Source organism: Flavobacterium alkalisoli (assembly GCF_008000935.1).
Taxonomy (GTDB): Bacteria; Bacteroidota; Bacteroidia; order Flavobacteriales; family Flavobacteriaceae; genus Flavobacterium; species Flavobacterium alkalisoli.
In genome coordinates this window covers 1,753,754-1,776,388 of sequence record NZ_CP042831.1, presented here as the reverse complement: position 1 = coordinate 1,776,388, position 22,635 = coordinate 1,753,754, and the positions used below count along the sequence as shown (strand labels likewise).

At 36.4% G+C, this 22,635-nt stretch carries 23 protein-coding genes; 11 read left to right on the top strand and 12 right to left on the bottom strand.

All coding sequences use genetic code 11. The features are described 5' to 3' along the window. Positions 1 to 12 precede the first annotated feature (12 nt). The 4 genes from FUA48_RS07935 to argS are packed head-to-tail and all read right to left on the bottom strand — an operon-like array spanning position 13 to position 6,687. Positions 13 to 1,680, bottom strand: coding sequence for an MBOAT family O-acyltransferase (locus FUA48_RS07935; protein ID WP_205729439.1), 1,668 nt, complete (start codon positions 1,678 to 1,680; stop codon positions 13 to 15). Further along, on the bottom strand, positions 1,680 to 3,092 hold the full coding sequence (locus FUA48_RS07930; RefSeq protein ID WP_147583024.1) for a LysM peptidoglycan-binding domain-containing protein: 1,413 nt from the start codon (positions 3,090 to 3,092) through the stop codon (positions 1,680 to 1,682). The genes FUA48_RS07935 and FUA48_RS07930 overlap by 1 nt, the downstream gene beginning before the upstream one ends. Beyond that, a complete protein-coding gene (locus FUA48_RS07925; RefSeq protein ID WP_240732566.1) occupies positions 3,085 to 4,563 on the bottom strand; it encodes an SGNH/GDSL hydrolase family protein in 1,479 nt (492 codons plus the stop codon). Before FUA48_RS07925 ends, FUA48_RS07930 begins: the two co-directional genes overlap by 8 nt. Positions 4,564 to 4,578: 15 nt before the next feature. Continuing rightward, complete coding sequence (gene argS / locus FUA48_RS07920; protein WP_147583023.1) at positions 4,579 to 6,687, bottom strand: arginine--tRNA ligase; 2,109 nt, start codon at positions 6,685 to 6,687, stop codon at positions 4,579 to 4,581. A 356-nt stretch (positions 6,688 to 7,043) separates the two neighbouring features. On the opposite strand from argS, the gene FUA48_RS07915 reads away from it, so the two are divergent. Then, positions 7,044 to 9,443 (top strand): TonB-dependent receptor domain-containing protein, encoded by a 2,400-nt coding sequence (locus FUA48_RS07915; protein WP_147583022.1) that lies wholly within the window; start codon positions 7,044 to 7,046, stop codon positions 9,441 to 9,443. A gap of 80 nt (positions 9,444 to 9,523) precedes the next feature. Here the strand turns inward: FUA48_RS07915 and FUA48_RS07910 are convergent, their stop codons facing one another. The 3 genes from FUA48_RS07910 to FUA48_RS07900 all read right to left on the bottom strand — a co-directional run bounded on the left by FUA48_RS07910 (position 9,524) and on the right by FUA48_RS07900 (position 12,146). Then, positions 9,524 to 10,045: a L,D-transpeptidase family protein gene (locus FUA48_RS07910; protein ID WP_147583021.1), complete on the bottom strand. Its 522-nt coding sequence runs from the start codon at positions 10,043 to 10,045 to the stop codon at positions 9,524 to 9,526. After that, a complete protein-coding gene (locus FUA48_RS07905) occupies positions 10,046 to 11,059 on the bottom strand; it encodes a 3-oxoacyl-ACP synthase III family protein (RefSeq protein WP_147583020.1) in 1,014 nt (337 codons plus the stop codon). It lies immediately after the preceding gene. Between the two features lie 127 nt (positions 11,060 to 11,186). After that, complete coding sequence (locus tag FUA48_RS07900) at positions 11,187 to 12,146, bottom strand: ABC transporter ATP-binding protein (RefSeq protein ID WP_147583019.1); 960 nt, start codon at positions 12,144 to 12,146, stop codon at positions 11,187 to 11,189. Positions 12,147 to 12,450: 304 nt separating this feature from the next. Between FUA48_RS07900 and FUA48_RS07895 the strand changes: the two genes are divergently transcribed. Beyond that, on the top strand, positions 12,451 to 13,062 hold the full coding sequence (locus tag FUA48_RS07895; protein WP_147583018.1) for a hypothetical protein: 612 nt from the start codon (positions 12,451 to 12,453) through the stop codon (positions 13,060 to 13,062). A gap of 58 nt (positions 13,063 to 13,120) precedes the next feature. Here the strand turns inward: FUA48_RS07895 and FUA48_RS07890 are convergent, their stop codons facing one another. Both FUA48_RS07890 and FUA48_RS07885 read right to left on the bottom strand, forming a co-directional pair. After that, positions 13,121 to 13,813, bottom strand: coding sequence for an OmpA family protein (locus FUA48_RS07890; protein WP_147583017.1), 693 nt, complete (start codon positions 13,811 to 13,813; stop codon positions 13,121 to 13,123). 28 nt (positions 13,814 to 13,841) lie between these two features. Beyond that, entirely contained in the window at positions 13,842 to 14,291 is a 450-nt protein-coding gene (locus FUA48_RS07885; protein ID WP_147583016.1) for a lipocalin family protein, read from the bottom strand. Between the two features lie 348 nt (positions 14,292 to 14,639). Between FUA48_RS07885 and htpG the strand changes: the two genes are divergently transcribed. From htpG to FUA48_RS07870, 3 genes are all read left to right on the top strand, one after another. Then, entirely contained in the window at positions 14,640 to 16,526 is a 1,887-nt protein-coding gene (htpG, locus tag FUA48_RS07880) for a molecular chaperone HtpG (protein ID WP_147583015.1), read from the top strand. 143 nt (positions 16,527 to 16,669) lie between these two features. Then, complete coding sequence (locus FUA48_RS07875; RefSeq protein WP_147583014.1) at positions 16,670 to 17,263, top strand: hypothetical protein; 594 nt, start codon at positions 16,670 to 16,672, stop codon at positions 17,261 to 17,263. Then, positions 17,230 to 17,997, top strand: a complete 768-nt coding sequence (locus FUA48_RS07870; protein ID WP_147583013.1) for a hypothetical protein — start codon at positions 17,230 to 17,232, stop codon at positions 17,995 to 17,997. Before FUA48_RS07875 ends, FUA48_RS07870 begins: the two co-directional genes overlap by 34 nt. On the opposite strand, the gene FUA48_RS18670 is transcribed toward FUA48_RS07870, so the two are convergent. Further along, entirely contained in the window at positions 17,998 to 18,087 is a 90-nt protein-coding gene (locus FUA48_RS18670; protein ID WP_394349204.1) for a DUF6051 family protein, read from the bottom strand. A 74-nt stretch (positions 18,088 to 18,161) separates the two neighbouring features. Here FUA48_RS18670 and FUA48_RS07865 point away from each other — a divergent pair, with 74 nt between their 5' ends. Next, a complete protein-coding gene (locus FUA48_RS07865; RefSeq protein ID WP_147583012.1) occupies positions 18,162 to 18,566 on the top strand; it encodes a DUF2721 domain-containing protein in 405 nt (134 codons plus the stop codon). Between the two features lie 73 nt (positions 18,567 to 18,639). Here FUA48_RS07865 and FUA48_RS07860 read toward each other — a convergent pair whose 3' ends face one another. Together FUA48_RS07860 and FUA48_RS07855 are read right to left on the bottom strand one after the other, a co-directional pair. After that, entirely contained in the window at positions 18,640 to 19,245 is a 606-nt protein-coding gene (locus tag FUA48_RS07860) for a murein L,D-transpeptidase catalytic domain-containing protein (RefSeq protein WP_147583011.1), read from the bottom strand. A 62-nt stretch (positions 19,246 to 19,307) separates the two neighbouring features. Next, the gene (locus FUA48_RS07855; protein WP_147583010.1) at positions 19,308 to 19,712 is read right to left on the bottom strand and encodes a hypothetical protein; all 405 of its coding nucleotides are present in this window, start codon (positions 19,710 to 19,712) and stop codon (positions 19,308 to 19,310) included. Between the two features lie 161 nt (positions 19,713 to 19,873). Here FUA48_RS07855 and FUA48_RS07850 point away from each other — a divergent pair, with 161 nt between their 5' ends. From FUA48_RS07850 to FUA48_RS07830, 5 genes are all read left to right on the top strand, one after another. Then, on the top strand, positions 19,874 to 20,785 hold the full coding sequence (locus FUA48_RS07850; RefSeq protein WP_147583009.1) for an EamA family transporter: 912 nt from the start codon (positions 19,874 to 19,876) through the stop codon (positions 20,783 to 20,785). A gap of 17 nt (positions 20,786 to 20,802) precedes the next feature. Then, positions 20,803 to 21,156, top strand: coding sequence for a DoxX family protein (locus FUA48_RS07845; protein WP_147583008.1), 354 nt, complete (start codon positions 20,803 to 20,805; stop codon positions 21,154 to 21,156). 198 nt (positions 21,157 to 21,354) lie between these two features. Beyond that, entirely contained in the window at positions 21,355 to 21,630 is a 276-nt protein-coding gene (locus tag FUA48_RS07840; RefSeq protein ID WP_147583007.1) for a DUF2805 domain-containing protein, read from the top strand. Between the two features lie 131 nt (positions 21,631 to 21,761). Then, positions 21,762 to 22,040, top strand: coding sequence for a DUF2089 family protein (locus FUA48_RS07835; RefSeq protein WP_147583006.1), 279 nt, complete (start codon positions 21,762 to 21,764; stop codon positions 22,038 to 22,040). 5 nt (positions 22,041 to 22,045) lie between these two features. After that, positions 22,046 to 22,630, top strand: a complete 585-nt coding sequence (locus FUA48_RS07830; protein WP_147583005.1) for a hypothetical protein — start codon at positions 22,046 to 22,048, stop codon at positions 22,628 to 22,630. Positions 22,631 to 22,635: the final 5 nt, after the last annotated feature.

The window sequence follows — 22,635 nt, the reverse complement described above, 5'->3', positions numbered from 1 at the left end:
AATGAAAAATATTTAGAATTGGAAGTAAATAAACGGTTGTGGACCTGCTGAGGCAGCCGCATAAACCAGCCAGTAAACCAATCCTAACATTATACCTTTAAGAATCAGCGGAGTTTTATAAAACGCCTGCTTCATAAACTCTGTAAATTTTTCAGGAAGGAAATGCCAAACATAACCCACTAACATTAAGGCAAATACATTTTTATATCCTAATATAATCGTATACCATTGTTCGGGGTTAAATGTTACATCACCTATGTTTTTAATTACATCGAGAGCAGTGTTAAAGTCTTTGGCCCTAAAGAAAATCCAGCAAAATGCGACGAAATGAAATGTTAGTACTACCGAAAATATTTTCCATAAGGCAGAACCAAAATTTAACTTCACATTCTTTTTATCAGGAAAAAATTCCTGAAAAAGTTTATGAATAGCTAATCCCATACCATGTAACGCGCCCCAGATAATAAACCTGAGACTGGCGCCATGCCATAAACCGCCCAACAACATTGTCGTCATAAGGTTTGCGTTGGTATACATTGTCTTCTCCTTATTTTTAGAAAGCGCAAATGTAAGTATGAACAGTAAGGTAGAACCTAAACCAATTATAAACGGAATATAACTTGTGGGCCCATAAGTAACACCCCATATTATAAGCCCGAAGAAAAACAGCGACGGAAAAAGAAAACCGGCAATAGAACCGTATCTGTTACCTCCTACCGAGATATATAAAAAGTCTTTTAACCAGGTAGAAAGCGATATGTGCCATCTTCTCCAAAACTCGGTAATTGAACCCGACTTATATGGAGTCCTGAAGTTAGGAGGCAGCTCAAAACCCAATAACAATGCTATACCTATTGCCATATCAGAATAACCCGAGAAATCACAATAGATCTGAATGGTATACCCATAAGAAGCCATCAGGTTTTCAAAAGCCGTATAGCTGTTTGGCGAGTCAAAAACACGGTCTACAAAGTTTATTGAAATGTAATCTGAGATTACAGTCTTCTTTATAAGCCCGCCAATAATAAGGAATAATCCATAGTTAACCTCCTCCTTGGTTACATTTAGCTTCTCATAAATCTTAGGGATAAAATCCTTAGCCCTTACAATAGGGCCCGCCACTAATTGCGGGAAAAATGAAACGAAGAAAAGATAATCCGGAAAGCTCTTAGCCGGGGTAATCTCTTTTCTGTATATCTCTATGGTATAACTTATGGACTGGAACGTATAGAACGATATACCTACCGGCAATATAATATCATGGAATGAGAAAGTACCGCCAAACAAATCGTTATAATTACCTATAAGGAAGTTGGTGTATTTAAAATACCCTAAAAAGGTCAGGTTAACCACTACACTAAACCAAACATAAAGTTTTCTCTTTAATACATTAGTTTCCCTATACAAAAAGTAACTGAGAGTATAATCCAGCACCGAAGTAAACAACAGCAGTAGAAAATACATACCGCTAGACTGCTGATAGAAATACAGCGAAAAACAGATAACATAGAATATCCTTAGGTGAAATGTTTTCCTTAAAAGAATATATATGGCATAAAAAACAACAAACAGCTTTAAGAACCTTCCCGAATTGAAAAGTAAAGGCTCATTTGGGTTATATGCAAACCAACCCAATACATCCTGCCACGATAAGTGCGGAATTAAATCTGAAAACTGCATTATTGCCTGTTTAATTTAAAATTATTGTATGCATTTAAAAATGCTTCTGTAAACTGTTCTCCCTGTTGCTTATAACCTTCTCTTGAATAGTGTATCCTGTCGGAAGACATTAATCCTTTCTTGGCGTTTTCGTTTACACTAAAAAGCCCTCCTAAAACAGCAAACATATTCCAGGTTGCATAACCCTTTTCTGTTTCCTGCATCAGGATATTCCTTGTATAGTCTCCAACAAATGTATTAGGGTATTTCTTTTTGAAAAGTGATGTCGGCGGCGTAGTAATAATTACACACGCATATGGATTTTCTGCCTTTACACTATCAATAAACATATTAAGCTGGGCAATGTATTCTGTAGCAGTAAGCTTATCAAACGATTCGTTTGTACCTAATGATATAATTACTAAATCAGGATTTAAAGCAGGTAACTGCTCAAAAAACATTGGATACTTATTATAGTCAGAACATTTTGCACCATTCACACCAATTGTGTGGTACAGTATACCCGGAGCATCCTTTTCTAATATTACCCCGTTTAAATTATATAGCTTTTCCTGTTTGTTAGGCAACAAATATATTTTAGATAATCGTTCGCTGCTGTAATAATAACTGTTCAGACTGTCTTTTTGCAAATCCAGCGGAATAAATTCCGAACGCTGAACTTCTTTCTTAACCTTTTCTCCCGTAAGGATTTTTAAAGTCTTCCCAGCTCTGATATTATTGGAGCGTAAACCATTATATTTTTTTATTTCCGATACCGATGTATTGTACTTTTCAGCAATTATAGAAAGTGCTTCCCCGCTTTTTATCTTATGTACTATAACTTTAGGCTCTGTAGACTCTAATGTTATTGTTTTAGAACTTGTAGCCACATCAAACAACGATGTATTGTGCGGAGTTACAATTTTTATGGTATTAAAATAATCGGAAGTGTCACGCACTTCAAGACCAAGCACAAAATTTTCGGCGGTGGTCAATCCTATTGCACTTAAGCCTACTTCTGTACCATCGGGAGTATAAATATTTCTTCTGCTCTCCCAGGATGCATTAGAAGTAAACTTTACTTTATAACCTCCATTTGTTTTTGCCAGATTATAAGGAAATGAAAACCCAGGACCCGCATTACCGTATTTAGCCTGAAGTTCTTCCCTAACCTTTCCTGAAAACAGGTCGGCCTGAATATGGGAATCTCCTATATGCACTATATTGATATGCCCTTTTTTTTGCTGCTCCAGTTTAAAAAGCTTTTCAAACACCGGATCAAGCACAGAAGTATTTGTGATAATATTATCTGAAATGATAATTGTACTGTCTATCACAACACTATCCTTATCAACTTCTACAGAATCTATCTGAGCAGACGCATTGGCATAAAATGCCAAACAAAACAAAATTCCTAATACCTTTTTAATCATGTAGCGAATCTTTATAAAGTATTACGGAATCATTTTCAGTCTCCGGTTCTTCCGGATCATTTATTTCAACAGGCTTGCTTTTAGCCCTTAGTTTTTTATATTGTTCATAGCCATTTATAACCTGTGTATAAATCAGGTCGGCTACTTTTTTAGCACCTTTATAATTAAAGTGTGTATAGTCTTTATTTGCCATTGCAGGCACCTCTTCAACCCATTTTACCATAGAGCCATCGCCTCCCATAAGGGTATAAAGGTTTACATAAGCAGCTTCAGATTGTATTGAGAATCTTTTTTGCGCCTGCGCTAAAGGTACTACGGCAGAATCGGTTTTCATTTCAAGGTCATATTTGGTTGACTTATCAGCCGTTGAAATTACTAAAATAGCAACTCCCGGAAAACATTCCTTTAGATGATTAATTACTCTTGTCATTCCCCTTTCGTACCACTTGTAGTTGTAAGAACCATAGTTAAGTACATTGGTTCCGTAATGCAGTACTATAAGGTCGTAACCCAGCTTATCATTAAAGGCCCTCATCAGGTTAGTATTGAACATGGAAATAGGTAAGCCTGAATTACCCCTGTTAGAGAAATTATCTACATGTACACCTCTTCCGTTATCAAAATTAACACCATAAAAAGGAATTGAATCGGCTTTAATAAAATCGGCCTTAAGCGTTTTAAGATCACCCGAAGAAAGTAAAAGGGTATTTAATCTTTTTGTCGGATTAAGCTTTTTAACTATGGTATCTTTTCCGTTTATCACAGCAACACTCGCCTCCTCATTACCGCTTTGCCCGTAGAAAAGCGTAGGGCTGTTAAGTTTAGACATGTGCTTTAAGCCCCCTGCCTTATATTTAATCCATACCGGATTCACTGTATCGTGCTTAACAAAAAACACGTGCCCGTTAACCCCAAAAGGCCTTATCGGATTTTTTACATTTAGATAGGACTGTGTTTTCCAGTTGCCTGAAAACTGATGCACCACAGAAGATCTTGATGCGGCAGACTCGGAAGTGATGTTTACAAAACCTACACCTTCTCCCCCAAATTTCTCCTGAAGGTTAGACCTGAAATCCTGCACGATCATATCACCATCGGTCATGGAGTCACCAAAGTAGGCTATCCTAACCTTGCCTTCACCAGTGGTTTCCAGTTCAAATAATTTTTGAAACAAAGGCACCAGGTGCTGATATCCCTTATACTGTTCAAAAGTTTCTGTAGGAAACTGTACTCCATGTTTTTCTTCAAAAACAATATCCTCTTCGGTAATGGTATCGGTTTCCACAGCTATGGTATCTGTAGCCTCAATTGCTTCGAGCAACAGGCTGTCTACCACAACATTTTTGTTTACTGTAGTTGATTCGGTGAAAATCTTTTTTGGCAAAACCTGTTTAAAGCCAATAAATGCTGCTATTGACAGTACGACAATAGCAAACGACTGAAAGAAATAAGGTTTTTTATTATGGCTCACAAAACTAGCAGTTTATTACATTCTCTCCGGCACACCTATACCTAACATAGCGAAAGCAGATTTTATTGTCTCGCCTACCTTTTTGGATAGCTGTATCCTGAATATTTTTTCGTTTTCAATTTCCGACCCCAATACCGGTACACTTTGGTAGAAAGAGTTATACTCTCTTACAAGCTCATAAGTATAATTGGCAATAAGTGCAGGGCTATGGCTGTTAGCAGCATTTTGTATCACCTCCGGATACTCTGCTATAATCTTAAGCAGTTCTTTCTCTTTTTCATGAAGGGCAATATCAGCATTTGATAGAGATTTAGAGAAATCAAAATCAGCTTTACGGATAAGCGACTGTATCCTTGCGTAGGTATATTGTATAAACGGTCCTGTATTACCCGCAAAGTCAACCGACTCTTCTGGATTAAACAGTATACGTTTTTTAGGGTCTACCTTAAGTATGTAATATTTTAAAGCTCCAAGACCTATAGTTCTGTACAGCTCTGCTTTTTCTCCGTCAGAATAGCCTTCAAGCTTACCAAGTTCTTCAGATATCTGCTTAGCTGTTGAAGTCATTTCACTCATTAAATCATCAGCATCCACTACAGTCCCTTCACGGCTCTTCATTTTGCCTGACGGAAGATCTACCATACCATAAGAAAGGTGGTAAAGGTTCTCTGCCCAGTCAAAACCAAGTTTTTTAAGGATAAGGAAAAGTACTTTAAAGTGGTAATCCTGTTCGTTACCTACAGTATAAACCATACCACCCACATCCGGATAATCTTTTACACGCTGTATGGCAGTACCTATATCCTGGGTAATGTAAACCGATGTACCGTCTGCACGAAGTACCAGTTTTTCATCAAGGCCGTCTTCAGTAAGGTCAATCCATACCGAACCATCTTCTTTTTTAAAGAAAACACCTCTGGCAAGGCCGTCTTCAACTACGTCTTTACCTAATAAATAGGTATTGCTTTCATAGTAATAACTATCAAAATTAACTCCCAGATTGTTGTAAGTAGTTGCAAAACCTGCATACACCCATTGGTTCATTTCTTTCCATAATGCAATTACCTCAGCATCTCCTGCTTCCCATTTACGAAGCATTTCCTGAGCCTCAATCATTATCGAAGTCCTCTTCTTGGCAATATCAACAATTTCACTTAAAGCCTCATTTATTTTATCCTCAACTTCAAGTACTTTTTTAATTAAAGTTTGAAATTTCTTTATTTTTTCATCAATATTTTTTTCATCTTCTAAAATATAATGAGATTTAAATTGAGAAATTATTGAGTTAAATGTTAGCTTGTTTTCAATTGCAGCATTGGTTAATTCATAAAATCTTTTATCAAGAGATAAAATTGAATCTAAATTAACTTTTTGAATTTCCTCTTCTACTTTAGAATATAAATCCTTAAGAGATTCGTTTAAAGCCTTTATCTTTGGTTCAAATGGAGTTGGATACTCTGAAAAAATCCCATTAACATAATCCGTGTAAATTGGAGTAGTTTCTTGTTTTAACGCTATTTCAAACTTAACATAAAAATTACCAACCAGCTTATCCCCTTTTAAGCCTGTGCTTTCCGGAGTTTGCCCATTACCAAATTTTTGCCATGCCAGCATTGACTTACAAATATGTATACCTCTATCGTTAATAACCTGAGTTTTGTATACTTTTTTACCTGAAGCTTTTATAATTTCCGCCACAGAGTATCCTAATAAGTTATTACGCACATGCCCTAAGTGAAGTGGCTTGTTTGTATTAGGTGAAGAATACTCTACCATTACAGCCTTATCGCCCGGTTCAGGAGATAAAAGACCAAAGTTTTCGTTTTGTTTTATACCGTTAAAGAAACTGATGTAGTAAGCATCAGAAATTACAATATTTAAAAATCCGGACACTACATTAAACCTTTCAACAATTTCAGAATTCTCTACAAGGTACTGTCCTATTTTATTTCCTAATTCTACCGGATTGCTTTTTATAATTTTAAGCAACGGAAAAATAACCATGGTAATATCGCCTTCAAACTCCCTGCGTGTTGCCTGTAGTTCAACCTTTTCAGGGGTTACACCAAACAGTTCGTTTACCGCTTTTTCGATATGGGAAGTAAGTATTTGTGATAATGCCATTTTTATATTGATTTTAAGCCTGCAAAGATAAATTATTTGCCCGAGAGGCAGAAAGGAAAATTCTTAAAATAATTACAGCAGTTATATTTTGAATCCTGTCGCGTTAACCCCCTTCAATTATCTGTTTTGCAACACCTTATTTACAATTTAAAAAAGTAGTTTTACACTCATAATAAAGCTGTTAGGACAGGCTTGAAAAAAAAATTAAAAAAACCTGTAACATTTTATGCCCGGCTATGTCTTATGTATAACAAGGCAGGATAAAAATTTTAAAATGCCTTGTCGGTTTTAGTGTGTCGCCTTTCATTTAAGGCTGTACATTTGCCGGTTCAATCATCAATCAATTAATCGAACAAATGAAAATCAAATTTCTTTTTGCGCTCCTGTTCGGGAGCCTGATTTCTGCGTATGCCCAAAACCCGGGAAGTATTACAGGAAAGGTAGTAGACAGTAAAACTAAAGAGAGCCTGCCTTATGTAAGCATAGTGGTTAAAAACGGCGACCAGGTTGTTACCGGAGGTATTACCGAAGATAACGGTCTTTTTACAATTAAAAATCTCGAGCTTAAAAAATATACTGTAGAAGTACAGTTTATGGGCTATACAACTCATAAAGAAAACATTACCCTTGGAGAAGCTGCAAGATTTATCGACATGGGAATCATTCAGCTTACAGAATCAAACACTGTACTTGAGGAAGTAGAAATAGTAAAAGAAGTTTCTACCATAGAGCAAAAACTTGACCGTAAGGTTATTACTGTTGGCCGTGACCTTACTACAGCAGGAGGTACTGCTGCCGAGATCATGAACAATATACCAAGCGTAAATGTAGATCAGGACGGTAACATCTCCCTTAGAGGAAACCAGAATGTAAGGGTATTATTAGACGGGAGGCCAACTAACATAAGTCCGGCACAGTTATTAAAACAGATACCATCTACCTCTATTAAAAAGATAGAACTTATTACTAATCCAAGTGCAAAGTACAATCCTGAAGGGATGTCCGGTATCATAAATATAATCCTGAACAAAAACACAAACGACGGATTTAATGGTAACCTGAGTTCAGGTATCACTTTTGGTAAAGTACCAAAGTTCAATAACTCTTTAGACATGAACTACCGTATGGGTAAAGTTAACTTCTTTGCAACCACAGGTAGTAACTTTGGCAAAAACTATAATTGGGGAAAAGTTGAGAGAAATACTCCAGATGTTAATTCTTTACAAGACATTGATGTAGTTAACGATAACGAAAATTACTTTGGTAAATTTGGTTTAGACTTTTATCTGGATGATAAAAACACCATTTCTGCCTATGTAAACCTGAACAACTTTTCTGCTGACACAAACATCAACATAGGCATAGACTATGCAGGTAGTGATTCTGAAGACACCACACAGGAGTCTGTATTTGACAGCGGTAACCATAATAACACTTACAACTTAGCGTACAAACATAAGTTTGATAAAGACGGACATACCTTAGATTTTGAAGGTAACCTTAACGAAACAAAAGGATCTCAGGCTGGTATTTATGATATTGTAACAGGTAATGTACCCAGCAACTATATAGACAGGGTTGAAGATAATCGCACCAACACAACACTAAATCTTGACTATGTAAACCCGCTTAGCGAAAAGTCTACTTTAGAGCTTGGTGCCGAATCAAGGATTATCCGTTCAGACAATGATTACAACACAACGAATCCGCTGATTACAAACCCGGTTTCAGACTATACTTACGACATGGACATCTATTCTGCCTATGCCACATTCGGACAGAAATTCGAAAAAATAGGCTACCAGGTAGGTGCCCGATTTGAAAGCTATAAGGTAAAGGCAAAATCAAACAGTGGCGGCGTAGCTTTTGACGACGATTATATTACGGTATACCCTTCGGCTTACCTTACCTATAACCTGAACCAAAAAAATATGTTCCAGGTAAGTTACACACGTCGTGTAGACAGGCCAAGCCTTGAACAGACAAAACCGATAAGGGAATTCTCTACTCCGCTTATTACCTCATTAGGTAATCCGGAACTGGAGCCGCAGTTCACTAACTCGGTAGAACTTAATTATACTAAAGTATTTGAAAAAGGATCTTCAATTACTGCAGGTATATTCTACAGACTGATAAATGATGAGATTAGTAGGGTTTTATATCCGGATGAAACTACCGAAAACCCTAATGACCAGATCATGACGTTTGACAACTATAACAACAATAAGTCTTACGGATTTGAAGTTTCAGCAAACTATAAAATAGCAAAATGGATGGATATCCAGCCGGCTATCGATTTTTCAAGCATATCACAAAAAGGAGCTGTAAGCCAATCACAACCTGACGGAACCTATGAGTTTGTTATAAGGCAGATAGACGCCAATGCATTTAACGCAAGGCTTAATGCAAACTTCAGGGTTAACAAGCGACTAAGCTTTATCCTTTTCGGGTTCTATAGAGGCCCTGTAAACGGGGTACAAAACAATAGTAAGGAAATGTACAAAGTTGATTCTGGTGTTAGCTATAACCTGCTTGACAACCAACTTACATTTAACCTTCGCTTTAACGACATGTTCAAAACCATGCGCTATGCTTTTGACAGCCAATACCCGTTCCCGCAAAGCGGAGAATTCCGTTGGGAGAGCCATACGGCATACTTTAGCCTTAACTACCGATTTGGAGGTGGTAAAAACAGGGCTATGCAGCGTAAATACCGCGACAACAACACTAAACAAAGTGGTGGGGGTATGTTCTAAAACAAGAGAATTTAGTTTTTTTATACATTAGATTTAGTAGTTAGTAAAAAAGCCCGAAACTATGTTTCGGGCTTTTTGTTTTATGGCAGTATCTCAATTACCGCATTATGTTTTACAGCTTTATAAAGCTCATCTATTTCCTTATCGGTTACCGCTATACAGCCGGCTGTCCAGTCTTTCCATCTATGAAACTTACCTATATACCCACGATCGTTCCTTAGTCCGTGAATTTTAATAAGTCCGCCCGGTGATTTGCCTTGCTTTTCAGCAAATTCCCTATCACCCTCATTAGGATAGGAAACCCCTAAATTTTTATGATAGGCACTATTGGGATTACGGTCGTTAATGGTATAAATACCTTCGGGTGTTTTTTTATCCCCTTCAAACTGTTTATGCCCTACGGGATTCTTACCTAAAGAAATTGTGTAGGTTTTAAGAAGATTCTCTCCGCTGTAAGCCAGCATTTTTCTTTTAGATTTGTACACCACCAACCTGTCTACCTCACTACCTTTTGGCAATGCTTTTTCAGGAATAAAATAATACACCCCAAAAGCAACAGGAACGGCAAGTGTACTTAAGAGAATCATTTTCTTAAATTTCATTTACCATTTTATAATGGCACTACCCCAGGTAAATCCGCTACCAAAAGCAGCTAGTACCACAGTATCTCCTTCTTTTATCTTACCGTTTTCCCAAGCTTCGGTAAGTGCAATCGGCACAGAAGCAGCAGTTGTATTACCGTACTTCATGATATTGTTATATACCTGATCGTCACTTAGACCAAACTTCTGTTGAATAAACTGAGAAATCCTAAGATTAGCCTGATGCGGTATCAGCATATCAATATCAGCTACTTTAAGGTTATTTGCATTTAGGCCTTCCATAATAACTTCACTAAAGCGAACCACGGCATTTTTAAACACAAACTGTCCGTTCATGTAAGGATAGTAACTCTCATCATCAGGATTATTTTCTGTAATAATATCGGTTACCCATCTTTTACCCATACCCGGAGCGATTAAAGCAAGCTCTTCTGCATACTGCCCTTCTGAATGAAGGTGTGTAGAAAGTATACCTTTAGTAATATCTTCTTCCCTCGTTAGAACTGCAGCACCGGCACCATCACCAAAAATAACCGAAACCCCGCGACCTCTTGTTGTCATATCAAGTCCGGTTGAATGAAGTTCAGAACCTATAATAAGTATGTTTTTGTACATACCTGTTTTTATAAACTGATCGGCTACCGAAAGTGCATATATAAATCCCGAGCATTGGTTTCTCACATCAAGAGCACCAACAGTCTTTTTCATACCAAGATCTCTTTGTACAAGTACACCCGGCCCAGGGAAATAATAATCTGGGCTAAGGGTTGCAAAAATTATAAAATCAATATCCTCTTTATCAATACCCGCACGTTCAATAGCTATTTTGGCGGCTTTAACCCCCATAGTAGTGGTAGTATCACCATCTCCTTTTACCACATGCCTTCTCTCCTTTATACCGGTACGTTCCTGAATCCACTCATCATTGGTCTCCATAATTTTGGAAAGATCGTCATTTGTAACAACATTTTCCGGAACATAATAGCCTAAACCTGAAATCTTTGAATGATACATAAATTGTTTGTTTTAATAAAAATGCAGATGTAAAAATAAACATTCCTTAAAAAGGAATTGAAAATAATTTGATTTTTTGACAAAACTCAAGAAAGCTAAACTACTGCTTTACAATATTTAAGACAGGCTACCCAAAAGCATTCCTGTCTACCGTAAGACTTACTTCTGTATTTACAGGCAGTTCTTTATAGTGTTCAAAAAATATTACCTGCCTGTTTAAGGCCGACTTTATAAGATATCGGTTACCCTTAAAATAGCATTGTTTAACAACAACTTTAAGCGGCCCCTCTTCCACCACTTTAAGCTGGTGCGGATAAATTAAAACTGTTTCGTCTTCCTTTTGTGTTAGTGTAAGCAGTTCCAGTTTTATTTCGTTAACCTCGCCAAAAAGTGAGGCGGTATATTTATCTGTAGGGTTATAATAAATTTCTTTAGAAGGTGCTTTACCTATCATCCTTCCCCCTTTTATAACTATAGTCTCATCAGCAAAAGAAAGTGCATCGGTACTATCATGTGTAGCCACTATACAGGTAACCTCTTTTTGTTTTAGGTAAGCAAAAAGGTTTCTCCTTAATGCATTTTTCCTAAAGTTATCTATATGGCTAAAAGGTTCATCAAGAAGCAGAATTTCCGGTTCCAGCGCCAGTACTTTTGCAAGCGCTATACGTTGCTGCTGGCCTCCGCTAAGATATTGTGCTTTTACATCGGCAAACTCTATCATCTCTACAATACCTAAAAGCTCGGCAATACGCTTTTGTTTTTCTTCCGGATAAAAGTTAGAAAGATATGCCCCTACATTTTCGGCTGCTGTTATGTAAGGCATCAGGTCAAAATCCTGAGCCAGATATTTCATGTACGGCATTCCCGGAATAAGATGAAACTTTGGCCCTAAAACAGGCTCTCCCTTATAGGTTATCTCTCCCTCGTTAAGATCAAACAGTCCGTAAATAAGTTTAAGCAGGGTGCTTTTTCCACAACCGCTTTCACCTATAACAGCTATATTCTGCCCTTTCTTAACAGTAAAATCCAGGTTATGGATTATTTTTTTCTCGGTATATCCAAAAGAAATATTCTTTACAGCAAGCATTGAAAATTATAAATTTTTAATCCTGCAAAAGTAAAGGATTTACAGCAAAAAAGCCCTGTGCTTAAAAATAAATAAGGGCACAATCTCAAACGAGGAGAAAGCACCCTTATCAACCTAACCAATAAATAAACAAACTCGTTTGTGAGATATCATTTAGAATATTGAATCTCATAAATTCTTAAAAAAATCATAACATATGTTATATATACGTAAAAAGTGTAGGGGTGGTTTTAAGTTTTTACTTTTTTTTACTTTTTTTTTATTTCTTTACACAAACACACCTATCTAACCCAATTATTAAAACATGAAAAAAACCATCACACTTTGTATGCTGGCGCTCTCTTTTTGCGCTTTTTCTCAAAGTAAAAATGAACAGTTTTCCCTAGAAGGGGGCTATGGAGCGAGTATTCCTGTAGCAAGATTTTCTGATTTCAGACATTACGAATTTGCCTTCCGTTATATGGCAGATGAACAATGGGGGTTTAAATTTGATTTTGGATCGGATAAATTCAGAAAAAAAGATGTTCCCAACTATGGCTCTGATTATTTTAGGGTTTCGGCACAGGTTGTAAATAATCTTGCCCGCACCTTTAACCTGAAATATCACAGCGATACTCGTTTTAATCTTTTGGCACATGCTGGGCTTGGATATTCCAATATGAAATCGCAACGCTATCCGGGTCAGGACAATATTGTCCATATTATTTTCGGCGTTACGCCTCAAATCAAAATTACCGATCGTGTAGCATTTTACTTTGACTCTTCATTCATTATGAATTTTAGTCAGGATTATGATTATAACGGTGCACGATACAAAAATGAAACCGATCCGCCTTCGGTAGGTAAGTTATTAAACCTTTCTGCCGGACTGGTTTTCTACTTAGGAAAAAACCAGGGAGATTCAGACTGGAGATAAAATAAAAAAGGCTGCCTATTGGCAGCCTTTTTTATTTTAGTTTATATAACTCAATTTATTATTGAGCCTGTTTTTTAGCATCTTCAACCATTTTTTCGTTTGCTGTAATTGCAAACTCAACACGACGGTTTTTGCTCATACCTTCTTTAGTATCGTTTGAAGCAATAGGATCTGCCTCACCACGGCCAATTGTATTAATACGTCCGGCACTTAAACCTTTACTAACTAAATATGTTTTTACTGAAGCAGCTCTCTGTTCGGATAATTTAAGGTTATAGTCATCACTACCGCTACTGTCTGTATAACCAAAAATATCAATGTTAGTATCAGGATAGTCATTAAACACAGGAACAAGCTTATCAAGGTTAGCTTTTGCTGTAGAAGTTAATGAAGATTTGTTAAGGTCAAAGTTAACCGAATTTTCTCCCAGTGTAAGTTTAATACCTTCTCCTACCCTTTCAACTTCTGCGCCCGGTAAAGCCTCATCAATTTCTCTTGCCTGTTTGTCCATACTGTTACCTATAAGACCTCCGGCAGTACCACCCACAACACCACCAATAATGGCACCCAGTGCAGTGTTACCTCCTTTACCAACATTGTTACCTATAATACCACCAATAACCGCTCCCGAAGCAGCACCAATACCGGCACCCTTCTGTGTATTATTCATATTTCTTGTGGCTTCACACGATGTAAAACCTATACTGAAAATAAAGGCAAAAGCCATTAAATAAATTTTCGTCGTTTTCATAATCTTTATTTTTTGTGTTTTATTGATATTACATTTTGTTAAACTGGTAAACAACATCTACATTCTTACCGCCAACATTTACATTATCTACAAGCTGGAAAGAACTTTCAGACTGGTTCATTACCTTAAGGTAATATCCCTGAGTTACTCTTTTCCCTTTTTCGCCTTCTGTAATTTTTAGCGTAAATGATCCGTCTTTAGTTACCGACCATATAATAGGACTTGAAAAAGCAGGACAGCCTACTTTATTTAAGGTCATCTCACCAGTGTTGTTGTTACTCACAAACTTCCATGAGCTACCTACAAAACACTGAGAATCGGCAACATCAAAAGAAGTTACCTTAATGTAGTCAGATCCCGGATAGGTAACGCTTGATATTGTCCAGTTTCCTTTAATACCAACCTGCGATTTTTGATCTAGCGAAGAGCATGAGGCTAAGGCAATTACACACATGCATAAAAACAATACTTTTTTCATAACTGCTATTTTAAGTTTTAGGTTATTTACTTCTTTTCGTTGAATAAAGTTAATCACATTTACTGTTACCAAACAATAGCCCCACTCGTTTTTTAACAGGAAATATCGGTTAATTTTACATGAGATTTTTTTCACCTCTTACAAATCATTTATTATCAGCGGGATTACAATAAAAAACCCCGTAAAACCCTGCTATAATTAATGTTTTCTTAAAATTTTCATTTTTTAACATATCAAAACCATTGATTACTGACAAACAGCTAAAACAAAATGTCAATTTGTCACCAAACAAGGGTTGGTATCTTATTTGAATAAGCAAAATCAGAAAACAATAAAAAACATCATACTATGACAACAGGAAAAATTAATGTTTCGGTAGAGAACATATTTCCCTTAATCAAGAAATTCTTATACAGCGACCACGAAATCTTTTTACGTGAGTTGGTTTCAAATGCAACAGACGCTACACTTAAACTTAAACACCTTACAGGTATAGGAGAAGCCAAAGTAGAATATGGCAATCCTGTTATAGAGGTTAAGGTAGACAAGGAAGGCAAAAAACTTCACATTATCGACCAGGGTATTGGTATGACAGCTGAAGAAGTTGAAAAATACATCAATCAGGTAGCTTTCTCAGGAGCTGAGGAGTTCCTTGAAAAATACAAAGACTCGGCTAAAGACTCCGGTATTATAGGCCACTTTGGTTTAGGTTTCTATTCGGCATTTATGGTTGCTGAAAAAGTAGAGATCATCACCAAATCTTATAAAGACGAGCCGGCAGTACACTGGACCTGCGACGGTAGCCCTGAGTTTACACTAGAGCCTTCTGATAAAACCGACAGGGGCACAGAAATAATCCTGCACATTGCAGACGATTCTACAGAATTTTTAGAAGAGCACCGCATTAGCGAGCTGCTTAAAAAATACAACAAGTTTATGCCGGTGCCTATTAAATTCGGTACCCGCACAGAAACACTTCCTAAACCGGAAGATGCTCCTGAAGATTACAAAGCAGAAGAAATTACGGTTGACAACATTATAAACAACCCTAACCCGGCATGGACAAAACAGCCTAGTGACCTTAACGAGGAAGATTATAAAAACTTCTACCATGAGTTATACCCAATGCAGTTTGAGGAGCCGCTGTTTAACATCCACCTTAATGTAGACTATCCGTTTAACCTAACAGGTATTTTATATTTCCCTAAGCTTTCTGCTGATTTACAGGTTCAGAAAGACAAGATACAGCTATACCAAAATCAGGTTTTTGTTACCGATAACGTAGAAGGTATAGTACCGGAATTCCTTACAATGCTTAGGGGTGTGATTGACTCTCCGGATATTCCGTTAAACGTATCGCGTTCTTACCTTCAGGCAGACGGTGCCGTTAAAAAGATATCCAACTACATTACACGTAAAGTAGCCGATAAACTTAAATCACTGTTTACCGAGAACCGTGAGGACTTTGAGCAAAAATGGAACGATATTAAAATCGTACTGGAGTATGGTATGCTTAGCGAGCCTAAATTCTACGAAAAAGCAGGTGCATTTGTACTATACCCAACTGTAGATAATAAATTCTACACACTGGAAGAGCTTAAAGAAGCCCTTAAAGCTAACCAGACAGATAAAGACGGTAAACTGGTAGTGCTTTATGCAAGCGATAAAGATGCACAACACAGCTATATTGCAGATGCTAAAGAAAAAGGATATGAAGTACTTCTTCTTGACTCACCTATCGTATCACACTTAATACAAAAATTAGAGGCAGATAACGAGAATCTTACTTTTGCACGTGTAGATGCCGACCATATAGACAAGCTTATTAAGAAAGATGATGAGCAGATTTCTAAACTAAGCGAAGAAGAAAAGGAAAAACTTAAAACCGTACTGGAAGAGATTGTACCTAAAACTACTTACAGCGTTCAGCTTGAGGCTATGGATAGTAATGCAGCTCCGTTCAGGATTACACAGCCTGAATTTATGCGTCGTATGAAAGAAATGAGCCAGACAGGTGGCGGTGGTATGTTTGGAATGGGTAACTTCCCTGAAATGTACAACCTTATTGTAAACACTAACCACGAGCTTACATCAAACATACTTAACAGCGGAGACAAAACGCATCAGGAAGCATTGGTAAAACAGGCGCTTGACCTTGCCAAGCTATCGCAAAACCTGCTTAAAGGTGAAGAGCTTACTGCTTTTGTAAAACGTAGTTTTGACCTGATAAAGTAATTTCCATTTCGAGCGAAACATCGTGAAGTCGAGAAATCTCACTTCAAAATAATTATAACAGACCTGTGGTGAGAGCCACAGGTTTTTTTTATGTTTTTATAATCTGCTTAATTACTTAGTTTTGCAAAAAATTTTAAAAATCTATGAAAACACGCATTACACTCGCTCTGTTTTTTATATGCAGCATACTTACCGCACAGGATTTTAATGTTGTAGACTGGAACCCGGAGTATAAATTAACGTTGGCTGATTTTAAATCAGAAAGCACACAAATAGGAGAAACAAACCTTTATAGTGTTTACAGTTCTGCCAGTTTAGATTATGGCGTACAAATGACCAATATAGAGTTTATGCTTACCAAAAACTTTAATTCTAAAGTAAGCAACAGGTTTTTCCCTGAATCGGCTATAATTATCGCACCTAATGAGGAAACAGCGTTAAAAATGGTAGATTTTGCCCAATATGAATTTGACGCCTGCGAACTGTATGCCCGAAAATTCAGGAAAATGCTTTATGAGGAAAAAGGTACTTTTTCAGACATTAGTTATGTACAACCATTATTTGACAATATAAGACGGGAATATAACGACAGAACTGCCAAAGCAGGAAAAGCAACCGACCTAGGCCAAAAAAGTGAAGAACTTAAAAGGCTACACGAAGAGGTACTGAAAGAAATTAATGAACTCGCTGATTTTTGCAAAACATGCAAACCAAAGAAAAAGAAGAAGAAAAAATAAATGAAAAGCCTGTAGCGAAAGTTGCAGGCTTTTTTGTTTATTTTTGGAAAAAGACTTCCATGAAAAAAACCTTACTCCTGCTGTGTATTGTTTCCTTTTTTTCCTGCAATAATAAGTCTGTTATATTTAACTCTTTATCTTCTTCCGAAGATGATGAAAAAATAAACTGTGACACAATCCTAAACAATAATCATGTTTTCAAAATATGCATGGGCATTAATGCTAACATATTTATTTTGAAGGATAACGACACTATCTATAAACATCCTGAATGGGTTAATAGTTATGAAGTAAAAGATTTTAACGAAGACGGATATAAAGACATTATTTTCTATTATATGTCCAACTATCCTCTGGAAAAAATATATCTATTTGACAAATCTCACAACCTTTTCAGGCTTGTAAAAAATTCCGACTCACATCCTGAATCAGTTAAGATAAAAGGTTCAGATTTATATTACAGCTACAACAGAAGGGGGTGCGCAGACCTTAATTGGGATAGCGACTTATATTATATAAAAGAATTTGAGATTCACAAAATAGGTAACATTACAGGAATAGGATGCGAACGTGATGATGATGAAATAAAAAACGGTATATATATTTATAAAACCAAAAAAGATTCTATACAAACACTAATACAATACATACCACGGGACTCTGGGTACTATGGAGACAAATGGGAATTCATCGAAAAATACTGGAATGAGAACTATAAAAATTTCAAATCATAATCACCCTAAAAAAGCAGCAGCCTTTCTCATGGTTTCTTCAAACGAGGCATTAATCTCTTTCTTAAACTTTTGGGTTAACGGGAAAGGCACTAGGGATGGTTAAAATGATTCATAAAAAATTAAAAAGCAGTATCTTTATAACACCATTTAACAAACCCTGATTTATGAATCTTTCCCTTGAAACCCCGGCTCTTTTATTTTCGGCAACATCATTAATCCTGCTTGCTTACACAAACAGATTCCTTACCATTGCTACTATAGTTCGCGGGTTAAAGAAAAACTACGACGAAAACGAAACAAAAAGTATATTACTGGAAATACAAAACCTCAACAAAAGACTGACCTTAATACGCCACATGCAGATGTACGGAGTATTAAGTCTGTTCTTTTCGGTATTTGCAATGGCATTATTATTTGTAGGCAGTAACATTTGGGGCACTTATATTTTCGGGTTAAGCCTGCTGCTGCTGTTAGCATCACTTGCTGTTTCCTTTTGGGAAATAAGCATATCGGTAAAAGCATTAAGGGTACACCTTAGCGATTTAATTGAAAAAGCGAAGAAAGGATAATCTGTGGATTTGGTTATTAGATTATTAGGTTATTTGGGGTAAATCAACAAATCATCGAATAAACAAATAATCTTTATTCTACAATCCATAACAAAACAGGCTTGGTTGTCTGTTTCAGTTTTTCGTCCAGTTTCTTCATAAAAATATCTGACACCGCAGGGCAGCCCCAACTAAGCGGACTATATTGCGGATGGATTTCCCTGTTTGACACGGCATCCCAAGAGTGTAATACCACTACCCTGTCTACTGCATTGTTATTGCTTTCTTCCAGTCCGTGCAGCCAGTATTTTACGTTTATACCCCAGGAACTGTAGTCGCGTTTACCAACTTTGTATTTCCCTTTAGAAGAACAATGGCTATCGGCCCTGTTACTGAATTTGGCTGTTTGGTATTTATACGGGTTATCATCAAACTTATCGCAGCTGCCATGTGTAACCAGATTCTTGTCGGTTACAATAGTATCTTTAAAACTATATACAAAAAAGCGGTTCTTACCAGAGTGCACACTCATATCTACTAAGAAATAGTAATCTTCGCTAAAACCTTTTTCTTTACAAAAGGTAAGTGCTTCGGCATGTATGGCAGAATAGTCTTTTTCAGTTTCTTTAGGCTCTTCTTTTTTAGTTCCTGAACAACTAAAAACAGAAAGAAAAAATAACAGGTATAATTTGGCAGTCATATAGTTAAGATGTAGGTTATTACCTATAACTATATTTTTAGTTGATTTATTATTTAAGCTATTTATCTTTTTAATATTTCTTTTTCTAAAGCCCGTTTAAAGCGCCACTCGCAAAAAGAACATATCCCGAAAATAAAAAGTAACCTGGCACTATTGGAAGTTGCATACCTAAAATGATATAGTATTATTTGGGAATGAGGTTCAATATTGATCTCAAGAAATTTCAGAATATATTTATTATAAGTAAGCTCTATTTTAGACGTAAAACCTTTTTCTTCCCAACCTAAATTTTGCAAAGCGGTTTTTACAATATCAAAATTAACTGCTTTAGATTTACCAGTAACCACTTTTCGCCAAGTGTTGTCCTGCCATAATAAAAAGGCTATAATAAGTATGGTTGCCACCAGCCATAATGGCCAAAACTCTATCATCTCCGTTTTAAGTAAAAAATAAATAACCTGCTCCATATATAGGAATTAGTGTAAACACGCTACCTACAATGGTACTGTACCAATAATCACTTTTTGAGGTGTATTTCGATTTTATCATTAAAAGCTATGGAAAAAGTAATGTTAAGACGTACAAATATACCGTAAATGATTCCTACCTTTAACCTGCAATAAAACAAATGGGCAAGAATATATTAAAAGGCGTTTTTTTAGTTGGCTTGGGTGCTACGAGCTACGGTATGCTGGCCACTATGGTAAAGCTTTCCTATAAAGAAGGTTATACCACTGCCGAAGTAACCTCATCCCAAATACTTTTAGGCATAGTTGGCATGTTTCTTATTAACTATTTTCAGAAGAAAAGAAACGGGGACACACAAGTAAAAGCTACAAACAAAGACAAACTTCATCTTATAATAGCCGGTACATCAACAGGATTTACAAGTGTATTTTATTACCTGTCGGTAATATACATACCTGTTTCTATGGGAATTGTGTTACTTATGCAAACCGTATGGATGGGCGTAGTACTGGAATCCCTTCTTACCAAAACCCTGCCTTCTGCCAGAAAGATAGTAGCCGTTATCATTGTCCTTATAGGCACAGCTATGGCAACTAATTTGCTCAACACAAACGAGATCCCCGACTGGCGGGGTATTGTATTAGGTCTGCTTGCGGCAGCTGCCTTTACGGCAACAATGTTTGCTTCTAATAGAATAGCAGTGCATCTCTCCTCTTCAAAAAGAAGCCTTTACTTTTTATATGGTGGCGCAGTAATAGTGCTTACTTATACCGCATTTACCTGGACAGGAAATTATAACATAGACATCTTTATTAAATATGGGTTGGTTCTGGCTTTATTCGGTACAATTATCCCGCCACTGTTATTAAACACAGGTTTCCCTTTAACCGGTATTGGGCTGGGTAGTATAGTTTCTTCGTTGGAACTTCCGGTGTCAGTAACTATGGCTTTTGTACTCCTGCATGAAAAAGTAACTGCTGTACAATGGACCGGCATAGCCCTTATAATTGCTGCCGTTGTAATAATGAATATTGGCAACCGGAACAAATCCGGCAAATATGAGTATATTTGATATTAAATCAAACAGTTATGAATTTACCCTGGCATTTATACGTAATGGCTGCATTGTATATCCTTGCAGGGCTTAACCATTTTAGGGCACCAAAAATGTACACTAAAATTATACCGCCGCTTTTTCCTGCTCCAAAAACATTAAATGTATTAGCCGGACTTGCCGAAATAGTTTTAGGTGTATTATTATGTTTTCCTCCTACAACATCATATGCAGCACTAGGTATAATGGCATTACTTATAGCCATCTTTCCTGCAAATATGTATATGTACCTTAATGATAATGTTTCGTTAGGATTATCTAAAACAGTAAGGTTAATAAGGTTACCGCTACAAATTGTACTGTTATACTGGGCTTATTACTATGTTTAAATTAGCCTCAAAAAAATATCTCTTTAAAAAAATTTAACCCTTATTTGATATTTTTTTAAAAAACTGCAACGTTAACCCTCTAACAATGAATCCTTTTCAAAAAAATATAAAAATTTACTTAACCCTTACAATCAAACATTTTTTTTAGTAATATTGATTAAACTTTAAACTATTATTTGATATTAATGTTTTCATCTGATGAAAAAGAGTAACCACGAACTTGGCAAAGAAGCTATAGACAGAATAGTAACTTTGGCTCAGGAAGAAAGGAAGCCTTTCGAGGAGATTAAAAAAGAATTTGGCTTATCCGAGAAGGAAGTAACCGAAATTATGAAAAAGAGACTGCAGGCTGATAACTTTGAACTGTGGAAGAAAAAAGTAGCTGCTAAAAAACCAAAGCTTAAGCCACAAAACTTCAGTGATTTGGAAGATGATGATTTGGATTCGAAGTATTACTTTAAGAACAAATTTTAAAACTTATACAACTCCCTAATGGGAGTTTTTTTATAGCCAAAATCTAACCTTAAATAATTTTTAGTTTAACTTTATTGAATTTTAGTTTAATTTTATTAATATTGTATTACAATTAAGTAAACAATATTAACATGACACCTAAACTGCCCATTACATGCCCCAGCTGTTCGTCATCGCTAAATGTTTCCCAACTGGCCTGCCCCTCGTGCAGCACTACTGTTAGCGGCAACTTTCCTTTACCTGTATTACTGCGGCTTAGTCAGGAAGAACAGGATTTTATACTACAGTTCTTTTTAACCAGTGGCAGCCTTAAGGAAATGGCTTCACAAATGGGAATAAGCTACCCTACGGTAAGAAACAGGCTTGACGATCTTATCAGTAAAATAAAACAACTGCAAAACCAGGAATAACCACTATGAAAAAAACACTATTTAACCCCTTTGAGAAATACAGCGAAAAGCAACTTTTTGTAACAGGTATTACCATGGCAGCAGTATGCTCGTTAGTTGCCTATTACCTTAATGCACGGTTTGACGGCATACTTGACATGCATATTGTAAAAAATGTAAGGTTTGACGCTCCTTTTATAGACAATCTTATCAATATAGTTACCCTGACATTGTTACTTTTTGCAGCTGCCCTTATTGTAAATAAGAAGACCCGAATAATAGATATACTTAATACTGTTCTTATAGCAAGAATAATCTATTGTTTCTTACCTATATTCAATCCGGAATTCATTTCTCCGGGAATTGATGAAAAACTACTTTCTATAGATCCTAAAGACCCACAATCGCTAAACCTTACAGCTTTAGACTATACTGCAATAGGAATTACAGCTATTGTAATGATTGGAGCATTAGTATGGTATATCGCATTACTGTATAACGGATTTAAAACAGCCAGTAATTCTAAAAAGATAACACACACTATCGCATTTATACTGGCTATTATTATTGCAGAAATAGTTTCCTCGCTATTGATTTCAACTATTAACTAAAAGCA